The sequence below is a fragment of the Pseudomonas fluvialis genome, from assembly GCF_014207935.1.
GTDB lineage: Bacteria > Pseudomonadota > Gammaproteobacteria > Pseudomonadales > Pseudomonadaceae > Aquipseudomonas > Aquipseudomonas fluvialis_A.
Map to the genome: position 1 here is coordinate 1 of NZ_JACHLL010000010.1, position 18,096 is coordinate 18,096.

Below are 18,096 nucleotides of genomic sequence, written 5' to 3' on the forward strand. Positions count from 1 at the left end.
CAACGACGCCATCGAGGACGAGAAGCTCGGCCTGGTGTACAGCGCGCGCATCCAGCTGAAAGACAGCCGCATCCAGGTGGGCGGGCAGTGGATCGAACTGTCGCCGGGCATGGCGGTGCGCGCGGAAGTGAAGACGGACAAGCGCAAGGTGATCGACTACTTCCTGAGCCCGCTCAGGGAGTATCAGGACGAGAGCCTTCACGAGCGGTAAAGTGCGAAAATCAAAACATCAAGCTCATGAGTAGCTATACGATCACGATGCAACCACGATAAATTCGGGTATCTATTTCAATATTCGCAATTAACGTGGTACAGCCTCGTTGTGGCTCATGGGGGTTCGACATGGATCGGTTTCAGGAAATGCAGGTGTTTCTGGCCGTTGCCGAGGAACAGGGGTTTGCCGCCGCCGCCCGCCGGCTGAATATGTCACCGCCCAGCGTGACCCGTGCGGTGGCCGCACTGGAAGAGCGCATCGGCACCCTGCTGCTGAACCGCACCACCCGCAGCGTGTACATCACCGAGGCCGGCCAGCGCTATGCCGAGGACTGCCGGCGCATCCTCGCCGAACTGGAGGAAGCCGAAGAGTCTGCCGCCGGCAGCCATGCCATGCCCCGGGGCCAACTGACGCTCACGGCGCCCGTGCTGTTTGGCGAGCTGTTTGTCACCCCATTGATGGTCGATTTCCTGGAGCTGCATCCGGCCGTGCTGATCCGCGCGCTGCTGGTAGACCGGGTGGTGAGCATGGTCGATGAAGGCATCGATGTGGCCGTGCGCATCGGCAACCTGCCGGACAGCGGCCTGAATGCCGTGCGGGTCGGTGAAGTACGCCGGGTGATCTGCGCCTCTCCGGCGTTTCTCGATGCCCATGGGCGACCGACTCATCCTGAGCAATTGCAGCAGATGCAGGTGGTGGCCTCGGCCAGCAGTCCGCTGCTCAGCGACTGGCAGTTCGAGGACAACGGCAGCCCGCTCAGCGTGCGCCTGCAGCCGCGGCTGGTGGTCACCGCCAACCAGGCGGCCATCAACGCGGCCGCACTGGGCTGGGGCCTGACCCGGGTGCTGAGCTATCAGGTGGCGGCCAAGGTCGCCAGCGGCGAGCTGGAGATCGTCCTGCAGGACTTCGAGCAGCCGCCGCTGCCCGTGCACGTGGTGTATCAGGGCGGGCGCAAGGTGGCAGCCAAGGTGCGCGCCTTCGTCGACTTCTGCGAGCAGCGCCTGGGCCAGGACCCGGCGCTGAATCCGCACAGGCCGGGCTGAGCCATGGATCGCCAGCAACAGATGCAGGTGTTCCTCGCGGTCAGCCAGACCCTGAGCCTGGCCGCCGCCGCACGCCAGCTGGAGCTCTCGGCACCGACCGTGACCCGCGCCATCGACGCCCTGGAGGCCCGGCTGAACCTGGCGCTGCTGCAACGCAGCACCCGCGGCGTGCTACTCACCGAAGCGGGCGAACGCTTTGCCGCCGACTGCCAGCGCATCCTGGCTCAGGTGCAGGAAGCTGAAGACTCGGCCAGTGGCCTGCACAGCCAGCCGCGCGGGCATCTGACGGTCAGCCTGCCGCTGCTGTTTGGCCAGGAGCTGATGCCGGCCATCCTGCTCGATTATCTGCAGCAGTATCCCGAGGTGCAGCTGTATGTCCGCTATCTGGACCGCCAGCCGAACCTGCACGAGGAAGGCGTGGATGTGGCCGTCCTCGCCGGCGCCCTGCCCGACTCCTCACTGTTTGCCCTCAAGGCCGGGCAGATCCGCCGCGTGGTCTGTGCCAGCCCGGCCTACCTCAGCCGGCATGGCACCCCGCAACACCCCAATGAATTGGGGGATCATCAGATTATCCATTCCAGCGCCGATGCACGGCTGACCGAGTGGCGCTTTCAGGTAGACGGCTCGCAGCGGCATTACCCGCTGCGCCCCCGTTTGAGCTGCACCACCAATCAGGCGGCGATTCGTGCGGCCTGCGCCGATGGCGGGCTGACCCGCTGCATGAGCTATCAGGTGCATGAGCGCTTGCAACGCGGTGAGCTGGTCGAGGTGCTGCAGGATTACGGCTTACCGGAGTTGCCGGTGCATGTGGTCTACCGCGAGGGCCGGCGCGCCGCAGCGCGGGTACGCAGCTTTGTCGACTTTGCGGTGAGTCGTTTGCGCGAGCACCCGGCGCTGGCCTGAGTCAGGCGTTCATTTCATTTCACGCAACAATGGATTGCCGGTTCTGGCGATTCTGCAATTTGGCTGGGTGGCACAGTATGGCTCCCACAGCACGGCACACCCGGTGCCGCTGTTTCACCTAGCTAACTGCGGAGTTCACCATGTCCAAGCCGATCAAACTCTTCCGTCACCCGCTCTCCGGCCACGCGCACCGTGTCGAGCTGTTCCTCTCGCTGCTGAATGTGCCGACCGAACTGGTATTCGTCGATCTGGCCAAGGGCGCGCACAAGTCGGCCGAATTCCTGGCCATGAACCCCTTTGGCCAGGTGCCGGTCATCGATGACAACGGCGTGGTGCTCAGTGACTCCAACGCCATCCTGGTGTACTTGGCCAAGCAGTACGACGCCAGCGGTCAGTGGCTGCCCAAGGACGCCCTGATGGCCGCCCAGGTACAGCGCTGGCTGTCGGTCGCCGCCGGGCAGATCGCCTCGGGGCCGGCCACCGCGCGCCTGATCACAGTGTTCGGCGCGCCCTATGACGCCGAATCGACCATCGCCCGCTCCCACGCTCTGCTCAAGGTGATCGAGCAGGAGCTGACCAACCGTCCGTACCTGACCGGCAACCTGCCGACCCTGGCTGATGTCGCCAGCTATACCTATATCGCCCACGCGCCGGAGGGCAATGTATCGCTGGCCGACTACCCGCAGGTGCGCGCCTGGCTGGCCCGCATCGAAACACTGCCGGGCTTCGTGCCGATGCAGCGCACCGCCGTTGGCCTGCAAAGCGCCTGAGTCACCCCGGCGCGGCCCACCGCCGCGCCGGCCTTTTCATTCAGCGGAGCCCCGCCATGACCAGCCAACTGCCACCCACTCCCTCGCCCTGGCATGCCGGGGAACAGCAGTTGCAGGAGCGCGCTGGCGTGGCCGAGCGCATGGAAGCATTCGGCCGGCGGGTGATCCGCGACCATATGCCCGACCAGCATCGCGATTTCTACCGGCAGTTGCCGTTTGTGCTGCTGGGCTCGGTCGATGCCGAGGGACGCCCCTGGGCCAGTATCCTCCAGGGCCCGGCCGGCTTTGCCCATTCGCCTGAGCCACGTCTGTTGCGGCTGGATAGCCCGCTCGGCGCGGGCGACCCGGCGGCGCAGGCGCTGCAAGAGGGTGCGGCCATCGGCCTGCTCGGCATCGAGTTGCATACCCGCCGGCGCAATCGCTTGAACGGCCAGGTGGTCGGACGTGATGCCCGCGGGCTGGGTATCGCCGTGGATCAGGCGTTCGGCAACTGCCCGCAGTACATCCAGCTGCGCCAGCACCTGCTGCCGGTCAGCCAGCTGCAGCCGGTTGTGGTGACCGAGCAACTGGATCATCTGGATCAGACGGCGCAGCAGATGATTGCCGGCGCCGATACCTTCTTCGTCGCCAGCTACGTCACACTGGAGGATGGCCGACTGGCGGTAGACGTTTCCCACCGCGGCGGTCAGGCCGGTTTCGTGCGGGTGCAGGGCAATCGTCTGAGCATCCCGGACTTTGCCGGCAACCTGCACTTCAACACCCTCGGCAACCTGCTGCTCAACCCACAGGCCGGTCTGTTGTTCATCGACTTCGCCACCGGCGATCTGCTGCAGCTCAGCGGGCGCACCGAGCTGACCCTGGAGGGCGAGGAAATCCGCGCCTTCCAGGGCGCCGAGCGGCTCTGGCATGTGCAGGTCGAGCAGGTTATCCGCCGGCGCGGCGCGCTGGCGCTGCGCTGGGATTTCCAGAGTTACTCGCCCAACAGCCTGATGACCGGCAGTTGGGAGCAGGCCGAGGCCCGACTGCAGGCGCAGGCGCTGCGCGATCAGTGGCGGCCCCTGCGGGTGGCACGCGTGGTCGAGGAAAGTGCCAGCATCCGCTCGTTCTATCTGCAGCCGGCCGATGCCGGGGGCTGGCCGGCCTTCTCCGCCGGGCAACACCTGCCCCTGCGCCTGACGATTCCCGGCCAAGCGCACCCGGTCATCCGCACCTACAGCCTGTCCAGCGCACCGTCCGATGACTTCCTGCGCATCAGCGTGAAGCGTGACGGACTGGCCTCCGCCTACCTGCATGAACAGATCAAGGTCGGCAGCCTGCTGGAAGCCAAGGCCGCACAAGGCCAATTCGTGCTCGACCCCGAGCAGCGCCGACCACTGGTGCTGCTGGCGGCCGGGGTGGGAATCACTCCGCTGCTGAGCATGCTGCGCGAAGTGGCCTACCAGAATCGCCGGCTGCGTAGGCGCCGCACCGTCTGGCTGATCCAGAGCGCCCGCCAGCAGGCGGAGCTGGCCTTCAGCCGCGAGTTGCACGAGCTGCAGCAGCAGAGCGGCGATACCCTGCAGTGGCTGCGGGTGCTGAGTCAGCCGGAGGCAGAACTGCAGGAGGGACTGGACTTCGACCTGCAGGGACGTATCGACATAGCACTGCTCAAAGCCGTGCTGCCCTTCGATGACTATGACTTCGTGCTGTGCGGGCCGTCCGCTTTTACCCAGGACCTGTATGACGGCCTACGCGAGCTGAACATCAGCGACAGCCGCCTGCATGCCGAAACCTTTGGTCCCTCCAGCCTCAAGCGGCGCCCGGATAAAGCCGGCCCGACACAGGACTGGCCACCGGCGGCCAGCACCCCGGTGCCCGTGTTGTTCGAGCACTCGGCCAAGGAAGCCCGCTGGCTGCCCGGCAGCGGCAGCCTGCTGGAGCTGGCCGAGAGCCGCGGCCTGACCCCAGAGTTCAGCTGCCGGGGTGGCACCTGCGGTACCTGCAGCACACGCATCGTCAGCGGTCAGGTGACCTACCCGCAGCCACCAGCCAACCTGCCGGCCGAGGGTGAGGCGCTCATCTGCTGCGCCGTGCCTGCCGCAGGCAAGGACGGTACTCCGCCACTGGTCCTCGACCTCTAGGAACGCTCCACCTCCAAGAACTCTCGCCCTCCAGGAAATCACCGATGAAGATCAGCAGCAGGGAATTCACCGCCGAGCACGCCTGGGGCGCGCTCGACATCGCCAGCATGAACGGCATCACCACCCGCCTGCACTGGACCGACCAGCCCTACCGCTGGCACATCAACGATGGCGAGGAAGTCTTTGTCGTCCTCGACGGCCAGGTGCGCATGCACTACCGCAGCGAGGGGCAGGAGCATGAGTGCCTGCTCGACTGTGGCGACATCTTTTATGCCAGTCGCGGCACCGAGCACCTGGCCCACCCGGTCGGGGTGGCGCGGGTGCTGGTCATCGAAACCGCCGGCAGCGTCTGAACCTCTCACCTAAGGAGCCTCCCCATGCATCCCGAAGCACGCCCGCCCTTCCCGCCCTTTACCCGTGAAACCGCCGCGCAGAAAGTGCGCATGGCCGAGGATGGCTGGAACAGCCGCGATCCAGATCGGGTAGCACTGGCCTATACCGCCGACAGCCAGTGGCGCAACCGCAGCGAGTTCCCGGGCGGCCGTGAGCAGATCCGCGACTTCCTCACCCGTAAATGGCAGCGTGAACAGCAATACCGCCTGATCAAGGAACTCTGGGCCCATGACGGCAACCGCATCGCCGTGCGCTTTGCCTACGAATGGCACGACGAGCACGGCCAGTGGTACCGCTCCTATGGCAACGAAAACTGGGAGTTCGACGAGCACGGGTTGATGCAGGTGCGCCATGCCAGCATCAATGATCTGCCGATCCGCGAGGACGAGCGGCTGTTCCACTGGCCGCAAGGCCGCCGTCCTGACGACCATCCGGGTCTCGGCGATCTCGATCTCTAAATACACACGCCCTTGTCCCAGTGCGGCCGGCTCCGTGGGTTTCCCCCACGTTGCCGGCCGCAGTCGTTTCTGCTTGGCACTTGCAGTCGCCCCTGGCGTGACAGGCAAGTATTTCATCAGATGAAACTAAGCAGTGCATTTCCTGGTAATTCTTGCCGGTTATTGTTCCTGAGAAAATTTCTCCGTCGGCTCAACAGCCTCTTACTTTCAACACCGGAGATCACACTCATGAAAAACATCCTGCTCACCCTCGCCCTGCTCAGCCCGCTGGCCAACGCTGCTCAGATCGTCGGCACCACTGAGGAAAACCGCGCCGGCGAAGTGTTTGGCAGCGGCATCGGCGTACTGCTCGGCGGCGCTGCCGGCGGCCCGGTTGGCGCCCTGGTCGGTGCCGGCATCGGCTACCTGGGCGGCGCGAAAGTCCAGCAGGGCGTCGGCCAGAGCGGCACCGCCTACCTGGTCGAAGAAGACGATGGCCGCATCCATGAGCTGCGCCGCAACCGCCTTCCCACCCAACTGCGCGCTCAAGTGGCTCAGATCGATAGCCGCCACTGATTGCTCCAGCCCCTTGTGAGCCATGATGTGCTCCGCTGGCTCAAAGGCACCCAACCGGGTGCCTTTTTTTATGGTGATGTCGCGCAGGACCACTAGCGTTTCACGCCACTCGCCTCCTGACCGATCGTTTATGCTGCGGCGCCAGACTCAAGCGCCTGCACGGCCAGTCATGAGAAATGGCCAAACCATTTAGCTCATTGTTTAAAATGCAGATTACTTTCAGCAGTTAGAGGAGGCTCCGGCAGCATGGCAAAGGCAATGGCCCGCCACATTCTGGTCAAAACCGAGACCGAGGCCGCGCAGCTCAAGCAGCGCATCGCCAAGGGCGAAGCCTTCGACGTGCTGGCACGCAAGCACTCGCTGTGCCCTTCCGGCAAACGCGGCGGCGACCTGGGTGAAGTCCGACCGGGGCAGATGGTGCGAGCGGTCGACCAGGTGATCTTCAAGAAGGCCCTGCGCGAGGTGCACGGTCCGGTGAAGACCCAGTTCGGTTACCACCTGATCCAGGTGTTCTACCGCGAATGACGCCCGAGCAGATCGCCGCCCTGTGTCTGGCCCTGCCTGGCGCCCGGGAAGACATCAAGTGGGGCGGCGTGCGCGTGTTCTCCATCGCCGGGAACAAGATGTTTGCCCTGCTCGACCTGTCCGGCAGCGCCAGCCTGGCCTTCAAGGTCGACGACGACCTGTTCCTCGGCTACTGCGACCGCCCCGGTTTCCGCCCCGCGCCCTACCTGGCCCGCGCCCACTGGGTCAGCCTGAGCCACCCCTACCAGGCCAGTGCCGATGAACTGCACAGCCTACTGCGTCGCTCGCACCAGTTGGTGGTCGCGCGCCTGCCCAAGTACCGCCGCCTCGCCCTGCTCCTCGATCCTGAAAACAGCGCGAGCTGACAGGTCGAACACCTCAGAATATTCTGTACACATCAGATAATTTGTATAGGCCTTGCAAAAGAAAGCCCAACCCGGAAACTGCCCACAATCAGTCGCCGATCGCTGCTGGCGACGCTGTTGTGCTGTTCTGGTCAGGCTATTTCTGTACAAAGCCGAGTCTGAGGTGGGAAATGAAACGATGGCTTCTGTTGCTTTGCTGCGTGGTACTGGCCAGTTGCGGATCAGTGTCGGTCGACGACTATGCCGCCGAGAAGCCGGTTCTGGACCTGAACCGCTTCTTTGACCGGCCCGTCCAGGCCTGGGGGATTTATCAGGACCGCTCGGGAAAAGTCCTCAAACGCTTCGATGTCGACATCACAAGCCGTCGGGATGGCGACCGTCTGATCCTCGACGAGCGTTTTGTCTACAGCGATGGCAGCACTCAGCGGCGCGTCTGGACACTGATCCCGGATGGGCAGAACCGCTGGCGGGGAACCGCGGACGATGTGGTGGGTGAGGCGACCGGCGAACTGGCCGGCAACGCCCTGCGCTGGCGTTATCAACTCAACCTGCCGGTGGACGGTACGACCTATGTGGTCACGTTTGACGACTGGATGTACCTGATGGATGAGGACACCCTGATCAATCGCTCCAGCATGCTCAAGCTGGGTATCGAACTGGGACAGGTCACGCTGTTCTTCCGGCGGCAACCCTGATGTTCAGGCTGCAGTCGCTCGGCACGGAGTATCGGGCGCTGATCATCGGCAACAGCGGAGCTCTCGGTAAGGCCTTCTGTGAGCACCTGCGCAACGACCCAGGCTGCGCGGGTGTCACTGAACTGGGTCGTTCTACCACCCCTGCTGTCGATCTTGAAGACCCGACCAGCATCGCCGCAGCAGCCCAGTCGCTAGCCCATCAGGCGCCCTATCAGCTGATTGTGCTGACCAGCGGCCTGCTCCATCGTCAGGGCGTGCAACCGGAAAAGTCGCTGGCGGCAATCGAGCCGGAGGCATTGCAGGCGGTCTTCCAGGTCAATGCCCTGGGACCGGCACTGGTCCTGCGCGACTTCCTGCCACTGCTGGATCGCAAGGGAGCCATGGCGGTGCTTTCAGCCAGGGTCGGCAGTATTGGCGACAACCGTCTCGGTGGCTGGTATGCCTATCGGGCATCCAAGGCCGCGCTAAACATGCTGGTCAAAACGGCCGCCATCGAGCTGGCCCGCCAGTCACCACACGCTCGCCTGCTCAGCCTGCACCCCGGCACGGTCCAGTCCGCCCTATCACTGCCCTTTCGTGGCGCCGCAGCCGCTCGTCCCGCCAGCCAGGCGGCCATGGAGCTACTGTCGGTGATCGACCGCAGCCTGCCGGCCGACAGTGGCGGTTTCTTCTCGTACAACGGCGAACGTATCGAGTGGTAGACGGCTAGTCGCCGACGCAGCCTCAGGCCAAATCTGGTGCTGGCACTGGGTTTGCAGCACACACGCGATCACGGCCTGCCGCCTTGGCCGCATAGAGTGCATCGTCGGCACGCTGGATCAGCTCATCGAGGCTTTCGCCAGGCGCCAACTGGGCAACGCCGGCACTCAGGGTGTAGGCCTGCCCGGTGGAGAAGCGGCAATGACGCATTTTCTCCAGAATCCGCTCGGCTGAACGCATGGCGCTTTCCTGCGTCGTCTCGGGGCAGATCAGCAAGAACTCCTCACCGCCCCAGCGCCCCAGGCAATCGCCCTTGCGCACCGAGGCCGACAGCAGTTCCGCAACCTCCTTGAGCACCTTGTCGCCAGCCAGATGGCCCAATTGATCATTCACCTTTTTGAAGTAATCAATATCGAACATGACCACGGCCATCGGCCGCTCATGACGCCGGGAAAGCTCGAAACAGACCTGCGAAAAGCCATTGAGCTGCTTGCGATTGGCCAGCCCCGTGAGCACATCGAACAGCGACTGCGCCTCCAACTGTCGATTGGCCCGGCGCAGGCGGGCCACCCAGAACAGGTTACTCAGCAGGATCACCCCGAAGACAACCAGCAACTGGAAAAACAGGCGGTAATCCGTGGGCGACTCCACACGGATCGCCACATGCCGATTGACGATGCCGTTGACCTCCTCCGGGGTCAGGGTGGCAATCGCCTGATTGAGAATGTCCCGCAGCACCGGCTCGCTGCGTAATACCCCGATGCGGAACAGGTTGTCGTAGCCCTGAACCTGGCCGGCAATTTTCAGGTTGAACCAGCCTTCCTTCTTGATCGTGTAGGCGGCCACCGTCAGCGAGCGCATGGTCAGTTCCGCCTTGCGCTCATTCACCAGCGCCAGCGCCTGGGCCTCGCTTTCCGTCAGGATGATTTCCAGCCCTGGATAGTCACGGCGCAAACGCGTCTCGACCGAGGTGCCGGCGGGCAGGGCCATGCGTGAGCCGACAAACTCCGCCAGGTCATCGACGCGTGGATGCTCCTCCCGGCTGATCAGAACATTGCCGTCATTGAATATCGGGTCGGTAAACAGCAACCACGCATCGCGCTCGGCGCTCTGATTGAGAAAGCTCAGTAACTGGCAATCACCCGCGCGCGACGCCGCCAGGGACGCCTCCCAGTTCCGGGTCGGATGAATGCGCAGGTTCAGACCGGCGCGGCTGGCCAGCAGTCGCAACAGATCGGCGGCGATACCCTCATGCCGTCCTTGCGAGTCCAGTGTTTCAAAAGGCACCCAGTCCGGGTCGACACACAGGCTGACCTGTGGATTGCGCCGCAGGTAGTTCTGCTGCTCACCGGTCAGGGACAGTTGCGCCATCACCGGCAGGGAAAGCAGCACGCTGAAAAACAGTAAATAGCGCAACAAGCACCTACAGCATCATCGAAAGGTCTGAATCGTGAGCAAGCTGGAAACGATTACCGCCGGCCCGCTTGGCTTGATACATCGCATGATCGGCCCGTTGCAACAACTGCTGCGCATCACAGCCATGCAGGGGATACACAGCACCGCCGATGCTCGGCAGCACAAAGTGCGCCTGGCCCTCCAGCTCAAAGGCCTGACTGAGGGTGAAGCGGATCTTTTCGGCAACGCCGGCAATGCCTTCTGCAGCGCCGGCATCTTCAAGCAGCACGACAAACTCGTCGCCCGCCAGGCGCGCCGCAGTATCGGACTCACGGATGCACTCCAGCAAACGCTGAGCAACCATCTGCAGCAACTGGTCGCCCGCCTTGTGGCCGAGGCTATCGTTGACCTGCTTGAACTTGTCCAGGTCGAGGAACAGCAGTGACAGCGGCGCCTGCTCGCGCTTGGCACGCGCCAGAGCGATGTGCAGACGATCGAACAACAAGGCTCGGTTGGGCAGGCCGGTGAGCTGGTCGAACTGCGCCATGAACTGCAAGCGACTCAGCATGCGCTGCCGCTCGATAAAGGTGGCTAGCTGGGTCGAAACATAATGCAGCAGCTGCTTGTCCTGATCGGTGTAGCGAACCTCGATTGCACCGTGAAGGATCAAGGCACCCAGACCATCCTGACCGGCGTTGAGCGGCACGCCCAGCCAGACGGACGAACCGCCACCCTGAGGACTGGTCAGACCGCCCGCCTCGACAAAATCCAGAGTGCCGTGGATGACCTGCAGGGCAAAATCGAGCACCGTTGAGCTAGCGTCTTGCACGGCCAGAGGGTAAGCCACACGAAGCTGATTGGCGTCCTCATCCTGCAGGACGACAGCGAATTGGCTGCCGGGAATCAATTCGGCAATGATCTGATGAATACGCTGCAGCAAACCGGTCAGGTCTTGCGCAACGTGGGTCGCTTCAGAAATGGCAAAGGTCGCGGCCTGCCTCAACTCACTGCGCTTTCGCTCGGTAATGTCGTGGGCCACGGCCACGCGCACATGGTCGACCTCCGACCAGCGCGCCGACCACAGGATATGCACGATGCGCCCGTCCTTGCGGACGTAGCGGTTCTCGAAGCAGAGCATATCGACGCCGGCCATGATGTCGCGCGCCGCCTGCAGGGTACGTTCGCGATCATCGGGCAACACCAGATCGATCATGGCCCGACCAATCAATTCCTCGGGTAAATAGCCAAAAATCCGCTCACAGGCCGGGCTAACAGCGACAAAGCGGCCTTCACGACTGACAACACAGATGGCATCCAGCAGCAGATCCATCACATTGTTGTTGATCATGAAACCGGCGTTCTTCATTGGCATTGCGGCCTTCCCTACAGCAACTTGCACAGCATGGGACATCGGGTTCAATCGCTCCAACCTTACAGGCCATGTCTTTGCTCGATGAAAAAACTTTACTGAGCATCGCAGGCAACAGCCCCTGCAAACTCATGCCTTGCAACCATAGCACCTGCAGCACTTCCGAATTGGCCATGCCAGGCTAAGCGCAATGACTGGAGTTTTTGCCCTTGCGTCAGGCCTCTCAAAAACGGCACCCAGCCTGATGATGACGCGTCTGGAGACTGAGTCACAGGGGATATCCCAGGACTTGATGCGCAGTCTTACGCGAGCTTCTGTCTTTTCAGTTCACACCCAACAGCCAGCTACCACCAAACCGCTTCTGCGCGACGTTAGCGGTTGCTGATTATCCATACCGGCGAGACAATCCTGTATGTAAAAACAGTATTTGGTCAGTCGCCCGTGCCCCTTCCTCCCGAGCTCTATTACCTCAGCAACTTCCGCACTGCGCTTGCCTGGGTAGGCGAGCGCTATGCCGACCTGCTGACGACCGATGAACAGCTCTTTCTCCGCGATTTTGCCGCCATCGACTGGCCAGCCCAGGCCCTGCTGGTGCGCATGATCATGCGCCGGGGCGTGCACTTTCGCCGCAGCAAGCTGGTCTATGCCGAAATCGGCGATACCGAAGCCGCTGCGGCTGTGCTGCTGGCCCGGGGCTGGATCTGTGATCGTGCGCCACTCGAAGCCAGTGAAGTGGCGGCGCTGCTGCGCAAGGATGAAATGCTCGCCCAGCTGCCGCTAACCGACCGACGCAGCACCCAGAAGAAGAGCGATCTGGATGCGCAACTGCAGAGTCTTGGACTACCCGCAAAGCCCTTTTCGGACTGGTGCCCGGCACTTGAGGACAGTCTCTATACCCTGCAGGTCGGCGAGTTCTGTGATCGCCTGCGACTGATGTTCTTCGGCAATCTCGCTCAGGACTGGTCTGAGTTCGTGCTGGCCGATCTGGGCATCTATCGCTACGAGCCCATCGAAATCGGCCCCGAGTCACGGGGCTTTCGCTGCCGGCAGGATGTCGACGACTACCTGCAGCTCTACCGTTGGCGCGAGCGTTTCGAGGCGGGCGAGCCGGCCGAGACCATCCTGCACGCCCAGCTCGCCTTCAGCAGCGACAATCCGCACCTGCTTTCCCGCCACGCGCGGCTGCAATTCCAGATTGCCCAGCAACTGGAACGCCAGGGCCGGCTGGACGAAGCGCTGGCGCTCTATCAAGGCTGCGCCCACGGCGAGGCCCGCTGGCGTCAGGTACGCGTACTGGAACAGCTGGGCCGTCCGGCCGAGGCCCTTGAGCAGGCACAACGCTTCAGCAGTCAACCGCATAGCGATGAAGAGAGTCAGCGTCTGGAGCGCGCCCTCCAGCGGCTGCAGCGCAAGCTTGGCGTTGCGCTGACAGGCCGGCGCCAGGCTTCGGCTGAATGCCGTTTTGAGCTGACCCTGGCGCGCCCGGAACAGGGCAGCGTGGAATTCGCCGTGCGCGACCATCTGCACGACAACGCCGCGCCCGTACACTACGTCGAGAACACCCTGCTCTGCAGCCTGTTCGGCCTGCTGTGCTGGGAAGCGATCTTCGCGCCGTTGCCGGGAGCGTTCTTTCACCCCTTTCACAGCGGCCCGGCCGACCTCTACCGAGACGACTTCCATGCCCGGCGCCAGCACCTGTTCGAGGATTGCCTGGCACTGCTGGACCGTGAAGAACATGGCGAGCGGATTCGCCAGCGCTACCACGAGAAGTTCGGCATCCAGTCGCCCTTCGTGTTCTGGGAAGGGCTGGACGAGCCTCTGCTGGAGCAGGCGCTGCTGTGCATCCCCGCCCGGCATCTGCGCGCCTGTTTCGAACGTCTGCTGCGTGATCTCAAGGCCAACCGCGCCGGCATGCCCGACCTGATTCAGTTCTACCCGGCCGAGCGGCGCTACCGGATGATCGAGGTGAAGGGCCCTGGTGATCGCCTGCAGGACAACCAGAAGCGCTGGCTGGCCTTTGCTGCCGAGCACGGCATGCCCGTCGAAGTCTGTTACGTGAGCTGGGACGAAACATGACCTACTCGGTAGCCGTCCGCGCCCTCTGCGAGTTCACCGCCAAGGAGGGCGATCTCGACCTGCGCTTCACCCCCTCGCCGACAGCCCAGGAAGGTATTGCCGGACACCAGACGGTCGTCAGCAGACGCGGTGACAGCTACCTGGCCGAACTCCCGCTGAGCGGCCGTTACCCGGGGCTGCTGATCAGCGGTCGAGCCGACGGCTATGACCCGGAACGCAACCGACTGGAGGAAATCAAAACCCATCGTGGTGACATAAGCCGCATTCCGGCCAACCACCGTGCGCTGCACTGGGCGCAGGTAAAGGTCTACGGCTGGCTGCTCTGCCAGCAGCTCGGCCTGGATCAGCTGGAGCTGGCCGTCGTTTACTTCAACGTGCTCACCCATACCGAGAATGCCTTCGTTGAAGTAATGAGCGCCGATGCTCTGGGCGATTTCTTTGCCGAGCAGTGCCAGCGTTTCCTGCAATGGGCCGAACAGGAAGAAGCACACCGCGCACATCGCGATATCTATCTGCAGGCGCTGAGTTTTCCCTACCCCGACTTTCGCCGCGGCCAACGGCAACTGGCCGAGGCGGTGTACCGCTGCGCTCGCGACGGCAACACCCTGATGGCCCAGGCCACCACCGGTATCGGCAAGACGCTGGGCACCCTTTTCCCCCAGCTCAAAGCCATGCCGAGCCAGCAACTGGACCGGCTGTTCTTCCTGACCGCCAAGACGCCCGGCCGGCGCCTGGCCCTGGATGCCCTGCAGCGCCTGCGTGATGAGCAGAGCAAAACACCGTTGCGCGTGCTGGAGCATGTCGCGCGCGACAAGGCCTGCGAGTACCCGGACAAGAGCTGTCATGGCGACTCCTGCCCCTTGGCCAAGGGCTTCTACAACCGCTTGCCCGAAGCCCGGAAAGCCGCCCTGCGGGACGGCTGGCTGACCCAGGAGCGGGTACGTGCCATCGCTCTGGCTCACCAGGTCTGCCCTTACTACCTGAGCCAGGAACTGTGCCGCTGGGCTGATGTGGTGGTCTGCGACTACAACTACTACTTCGACCTGGGCGCCCTGCTCTATGGCCTGGCGCAGATCAACGAGTGGCGCGTGGCCGTGCTGGTGGACGAGGCGCACAACCTGGTCGAGCGAGCCCGCGGCATGTACAGCGCCGAACTCGATCAGCAGGAGTTTCACGAGCTGTGCCGCATCGCTCCCGCCAGCCTGCGCAGCACCCTGCAGCGGGTCAGCCGGCACTGGGAACAGCTCAACCTGGTACAGCAGGGTGACTACCAGATTCACCCGCTGGTGCCCGACCTGCTGGTGGCGGCCCTGCAACGGACAGTGAGTGCCATCACCGACCACCTGACCGACCACCCCAACGGCCAGGATCGCCTGCTGTTGCAGTTCTATCTGAACGCCATGCTGTTCTGTCGGCTCAGCGAGGCGTATGGGCCGCACTCGCTGTTCGACGTGACCCGCCAGGACAGCCAGGCCATCGGCGACCACACCACTCTGTGCCTGCGCAACATCGTGCCGGCGCCGTTTCTGGCCGAGCGTTTCAGCAACGCTCACACCACGACCCTGTTTTCCGCCACCCTGCGCCCGGCCAACTATTATCAGGATCTGCTGGGGCTGCCCGAAGAAACCCAGTGGATCGACGTGGAGTCGCCCTTCTCCGCCGCGCAGCTGGACGTACGGGTGGTACGTAACCTGTCGACCCGCTACCAGCACCGCGACGCCAGCCTGGACACCATCTGCCATCTGATGGCCGAGCAGTACCTGCGCGCACCCGGAAACTACCTCGCGTTCTTCAGCAGCTATGCCTACCTGCAGCAGGTGCGCGAACGCTTCAACGCGCTGTACCCGGCGATAGCCAGCAGCGAGCAGACGCGCAGCATGAATGAAGGTGAACGCCAGGCCTTCCTCGACAGCTTCACCCTGCACTCGGAGGGCATCGGCTTTGCCGTGCTAGGCGGTGCGTTCGGTGAAGGCATCGACCTGCCCGGCAAGCGCCTGATCGGCGCCTTCATCGCCACCCTCGGTCTACCTCAGGTCAATGTGGTCAACGAAGAGATCAAGGCCCGGCTGCAGCAGATGTTTGGCGAGGAAAACGGCTACGACTACGCCTATCTCTACCCCGGCCTGCAAAAGGTGGTGCAGGCCGCAGGGCGGGTCATCCGCACCACCGATGACCAGGGCGTGGTCTATCTGCTGGATGACCGCTACGGCCAGGCCAAGGTGCGCGAGCTGCTGCCCAGCTGGTGGCGGCTGCAGGCCCTCACGCCGAAGCGTTAGCCACGGCCCTTAAAGTCAGCAGGGCTGGTCACCGTAAGCGAGGCGTGCCAGCCCCAGCATCGCAACCGTCAGACCAATCAGAACCAGATACTCGTTCACCGATGTCAGCAGAATCATGGCAGCGCCTCCTTGTGGATTGGGGCGACCATCAGCAAGGTTTTCTGGCTGGGCGATCTGTCTACTTTCGTCCGCATACGAAGCAAACCGATCACCACCGCGCCGACGAATTTGCCTTGCGAAATGATGCGCTTGCCAATAACTGTATATCCATACAGTTAGATTGATCAAGCCCGCATGGAGCATAAAATCTCACCGAACCCGCGCACCTTGCAGATCTAACCGACGCGAGCATGACCGGCTTTGCCGGCACCGGGCGTCCGTTATCGGACGCCGTACAACTACCCCCCTACCTATGCGACAATGCGCGCAATTCTGGCGCCAACCCCGCATTCATATCCCAGCAGCTCGCCTTCGCGGGCCCATGCTGCTTTCTACGTCTGCCCGCTGGATCAACTCAAGCTCCGCCTGGAGCGAACTGGAAAAGCTTAATATCGGTATCCAATCGGTATCAGGCAAATCCTGACACCTTTAAGTTATTGATAGGTAAGTCCTTTGATTTCCACCGCCAACATCACCATGCAGTTCGGGGCCAAGCCCCTGTTCGAGAACGTTTCCGTCAAATTCAACAACGGCAACCGCTACGGCCTGATCGGAGCCAATGGCTGCGGCAAGTCGACTTTCATGAAAATTCTCGGTGGTGACCTGGAGCCTTCCGGCGGTCAGGTGATGCTGGAGCCGAACGTGCGCCTGGGTAAGCTGCGCCAGGATCAGTTCGCTTACGAAGAATTCAACGTGATCGACACCGTGATCATGGGGCATGAGGAACTGTGGAAGGTCAAGGCCGAGCGTGACCGCATCTATTCGCTGCCGGAAATGAGTGAAGAAGACGGCATGAAAGTCGGCGAACTGGAAGGTGAGTTCGCCGAAATGGACGGCTATACCGCCGAATCCCGTGCCGGCGAACTGCTGCTGGGCCTGGGCATTCCCCTGGAACAGCACTTCGGCCCGATGAGCGAAGTGGCTCCGGGCTGGAAGCTGCGCGTGCTGCTGGCCCAGGCGCTGTTCTCCGACCCGGACGTACTGCTGCTGGACGAGCCGACCAACCACCTGGATATCAACACCATCCGCTGGCTGGAAAACATCCTCACGGCGCGTAACAGCACCATGATCATCATTTCCCACGACCGTCACTTCCTGAACTCGGTCTGCACCCACATGGCCGACCTGGACTACGGCGAACTGCGTCTGTTCCCGGGCAACTACGACGAGTACATGACCGCCGCGACCCAGTCACGCGAGCAGCTGCTCTCGGACAACGCCAAGAAAAAAGCACAGATCGCCGAGCTGCAGACCTTCGTCAGCCGCTTCTCGGCCAACGCCTCCAAGGCCAAGCAGGCCACCAGCCGCGCCAAGCAGATCGACAAGATCCAGCTGGCCGAGGTCAAGCCGTCCAGCCGCGTCAGCCCGTTCATCCGCTTCGAGCAGAACAAGAAGCTGCACCGCCAGGCCGTGACCATCGAGAAGCTGTCCAAGGCCTTCGACGACAAGGTGCTGTTCAAGAACTTCAGCTTCACCGTCGAAGCCGGCGAGCGCGTGGCCATCATCGGCCCTAACGGCATCGGCAAGACCACCCTGCTGCGCACCCTGGTCGGCGAGCTGGCCCCGGATGCCGGCTCGGTGAAATGGACCGAGAGCGCCGAGGTAGGCTACTACGCTCAGGACCACGCCCATGACTTCGAAGACGACGTCAGTCTGTTCGACTGGATGGGCCAGTGGACCCAGGGCGAACAGACCATCCGCGGCACCCTCGGCCGCATGCTGTTCTCCAACGACGAAATCCAGAAGTCGGTGAAGGTTATTTCCGGTGGTGAGCAGGGCCGCATGCTGTTCGGCAAGCTGATCCTGCAGAAGCCCAACGTGCTGGTGATGGACGAACCGACCAACCACCTGGACATGGAATCCATCGAGGCGCTCAACCTGGCGCTGGAGAACTACCCGGGCACGCTGATCTTCGTCAGCCACGACCGCGAGTTCGTCGGCTCCCTGGCCACCCGCATCATCGAGCTCTCCGACAACGGCGTGACCGACTTCAGCGGCAGCTACGACGACTACCTGCGCAGCCAGGGCGTGATTGTCTAAACGCCAGGCTGCAAGCCCAAAAGCCCCGCTAAAGCGGGGCT

16 protein-coding genes and 1 pseudogene are annotated in these 18,096 nt (G+C 63.0%); 15 read left to right on the top strand and 2 right to left on the bottom strand.

The annotated features are described in order from the left end of the window. The 12 genes and pseudogenes from HNP49_RS18180 to HNP49_RS18235 form a co-directional block, all read left to right on the top strand. Positions 1-211: pseudogene (locus HNP49_RS18180) on the top strand (hemolysin secretion protein D); the annotation flags it as partial. Positions 212-342: 131 nt separating this feature from the next. Beyond that, entirely contained in the window at positions 343-1,257 is a 915-nt protein-coding gene (locus HNP49_RS18185; protein ID WP_184685673.1) for a LysR family transcriptional regulator, read from the top strand. Between the two features lie 3 nt (positions 1,258-1,260). Further along, positions 1,261-2,160 (top strand): LysR family transcriptional regulator, encoded by a 900-nt coding sequence (locus tag HNP49_RS18190; protein ID WP_184685675.1) that lies wholly within the window; start codon positions 1,261-1,263, stop codon positions 2,158-2,160. A 140-nt stretch (positions 2,161-2,300) separates the two neighbouring features. Beyond that, positions 2,301-2,930, top strand: coding sequence for a glutathione S-transferase family protein (locus tag HNP49_RS18195; protein WP_184685677.1), 630 nt, complete (start codon positions 2,301-2,303; stop codon positions 2,928-2,930). Between the two features lie 56 nt (positions 2,931-2,986). After that, complete coding sequence (locus tag HNP49_RS18200) at positions 2,987-5,050, top strand: pyridoxamine 5'-phosphate oxidase family protein (protein ID WP_184685679.1); 2,064 nt, start codon at positions 2,987-2,989, stop codon at positions 5,048-5,050. 44 nt (positions 5,051-5,094) lie between these two features. Next, positions 5,095-5,403, top strand: coding sequence for a cupin domain-containing protein (locus HNP49_RS18205; RefSeq protein ID WP_184685681.1), 309 nt, complete (start codon positions 5,095-5,097; stop codon positions 5,401-5,403). A 24-nt stretch (positions 5,404-5,427) separates the two neighbouring features. Then, the gene (locus HNP49_RS18210) at positions 5,428-5,901 is read left to right on the top strand and encodes a nuclear transport factor 2 family protein (RefSeq protein WP_184685683.1); all 474 of its coding nucleotides are present in this window, start codon (positions 5,428-5,430) and stop codon (positions 5,899-5,901) included. A 228-nt stretch (positions 5,902-6,129) separates the two neighbouring features. Next, positions 6,130-6,456, top strand: coding sequence for a hypothetical protein (locus tag HNP49_RS18215; RefSeq protein ID WP_184685686.1), 327 nt, complete (start codon positions 6,130-6,132; stop codon positions 6,454-6,456). Between the two features lie 246 nt (positions 6,457-6,702). Beyond that, positions 6,703-6,981: a peptidylprolyl isomerase gene (locus tag HNP49_RS18220; RefSeq protein WP_184685688.1), complete on the top strand. Its 279-nt coding sequence runs from the start codon at positions 6,703-6,705 to the stop codon at positions 6,979-6,981. Then, entirely contained in the window at positions 6,978-7,346 is a 369-nt protein-coding gene (locus HNP49_RS18225) for an MmcQ/YjbR family DNA-binding protein (protein ID WP_184685690.1), read from the top strand. Before HNP49_RS18220 ends, HNP49_RS18225 begins: the two co-directional genes overlap by 4 nt. Before the next feature lie 170 nt (positions 7,347-7,516). Then, on the top strand, positions 7,517-8,041 hold the full coding sequence (locus tag HNP49_RS18230) for a DUF3833 domain-containing protein (protein WP_184685692.1): 525 nt from the start codon (positions 7,517-7,519) through the stop codon (positions 8,039-8,041). Next, entirely contained in the window at positions 8,041-8,742 is a 702-nt protein-coding gene (locus tag HNP49_RS18235; protein WP_184685694.1) for an SDR family NAD(P)-dependent oxidoreductase, read from the top strand. Before HNP49_RS18230 ends, HNP49_RS18235 begins: the two co-directional genes overlap by 1 nt. Before the next feature lie 22 nt (positions 8,743-8,764). On the opposite strand, the gene HNP49_RS18240 is transcribed toward HNP49_RS18235, so the two are convergent. Both HNP49_RS18240 and HNP49_RS18245 read right to left on the bottom strand, forming a co-directional pair. After that, on the bottom strand, positions 8,765-10,111 hold the full coding sequence (locus HNP49_RS18240) for a diguanylate cyclase (RefSeq protein ID WP_184685748.1): 1,347 nt from the start codon (positions 10,109-10,111) through the stop codon (positions 8,765-8,767). A gap of 52 nt (positions 10,112-10,163) precedes the next feature. Then, positions 10,164-11,501, bottom strand: coding sequence for a diguanylate cyclase domain-containing protein (locus tag HNP49_RS18245; RefSeq protein WP_409372566.1), 1,338 nt, complete (start codon positions 11,499-11,501; stop codon positions 10,164-10,166). A 444-nt stretch (positions 11,502-11,945) separates the two neighbouring features. Between HNP49_RS18245 and HNP49_RS18250 the strand changes: the two genes are divergently transcribed. From HNP49_RS18250 to HNP49_RS18260, 3 genes are all read left to right on the top strand, one after another. Beyond that, on the top strand, positions 11,946-13,580 hold the full coding sequence (locus HNP49_RS18250; RefSeq protein WP_184685704.1) for a VRR-NUC domain-containing protein: 1,635 nt from the start codon (positions 11,946-11,948) through the stop codon (positions 13,578-13,580). Beyond that, positions 13,577-15,856, top strand: a complete 2,280-nt coding sequence (locus HNP49_RS18255; protein ID WP_184685706.1) for an ATP-dependent DNA helicase — start codon at positions 13,577-13,579, stop codon at positions 15,854-15,856. The genes HNP49_RS18250 and HNP49_RS18255 overlap by 4 nt, the downstream gene beginning before the upstream one ends. Before the next feature lie 612 nt (positions 15,857-16,468). Then, complete coding sequence (locus HNP49_RS18260; protein WP_184685708.1) at positions 16,469-18,055, top strand: ABC-F family ATPase; 1,587 nt, start codon at positions 16,469-16,471, stop codon at positions 18,053-18,055. Positions 18,056-18,096: the final 41 nt, after the last annotated feature.

Excerpts from the sequence above, each read along its gene's own strand:
- HNP49_RS18230 (WP_184685692.1), top strand. The coding sequence starts at position 7,517 with ATGAAACGATGGCTTCTGTTGCTTTGCTGCGTGGTACTGGCCAGTTGC.
- HNP49_RS18210 (WP_184685683.1), top strand. The coding sequence starts at position 5,428 with ATGCATCCCGAAGCACGCCCGCCCTTCCCGCCCTTTACCCGTGAAACC.
- HNP49_RS18200 (WP_184685679.1), top strand. The coding sequence starts at position 2,987 with ATGACCAGCCAACTGCCACCCACTCCCTCGCCCTGGCATGCCGGGGAA.
- HNP49_RS18240 (WP_184685748.1), bottom strand. The coding sequence starts at position 10,111 with ATGGCGCAACTGTCCCTGACCGGTGAGCAGCAGAACTACCTGCGGCGC.
- HNP49_RS18225 (WP_184685690.1), top strand. The coding sequence starts at position 6,978 with ATGACGCCCGAGCAGATCGCCGCCCTGTGTCTGGCCCTGCCTGGCGCC.
- HNP49_RS18220 (WP_184685688.1), top strand. The coding sequence starts at position 6,703 with ATGGCAAAGGCAATGGCCCGCCACATTCTGGTCAAAACCGAGACCGAG.
- HNP49_RS18255 (WP_184685706.1), top strand. The coding sequence starts at position 13,577 with ATGACCTACTCGGTAGCCGTCCGCGCCCTCTGCGAGTTCACCGCCAAG.
- HNP49_RS18185 (WP_184685673.1), top strand. The coding sequence starts at position 343 with ATGGATCGGTTTCAGGAAATGCAGGTGTTTCTGGCCGTTGCCGAGGAA.
- HNP49_RS18190 (WP_184685675.1), top strand. The coding sequence starts at position 1,261 with ATGGATCGCCAGCAACAGATGCAGGTGTTCCTCGCGGTCAGCCAGACC.
- HNP49_RS18235 (WP_184685694.1), top strand. The coding sequence starts at position 8,041 with ATGTTCAGGCTGCAGTCGCTCGGCACGGAGTATCGGGCGCTGATCATC.
- HNP49_RS18205 (WP_184685681.1), top strand. The coding sequence starts at position 5,095 with ATGAAGATCAGCAGCAGGGAATTCACCGCCGAGCACGCCTGGGGCGCG.
- HNP49_RS18245 (WP_409372566.1), bottom strand. The coding sequence starts at position 11,501 with ATGAAGAACGCCGGTTTCATGATCAACAACAATGTGATGGATCTGCTG.
- HNP49_RS18215 (WP_184685686.1), top strand. The coding sequence starts at position 6,130 with ATGAAAAACATCCTGCTCACCCTCGCCCTGCTCAGCCCGCTGGCCAAC.
- HNP49_RS18195 (WP_184685677.1), top strand. The coding sequence starts at position 2,301 with ATGTCCAAGCCGATCAAACTCTTCCGTCACCCGCTCTCCGGCCACGCG.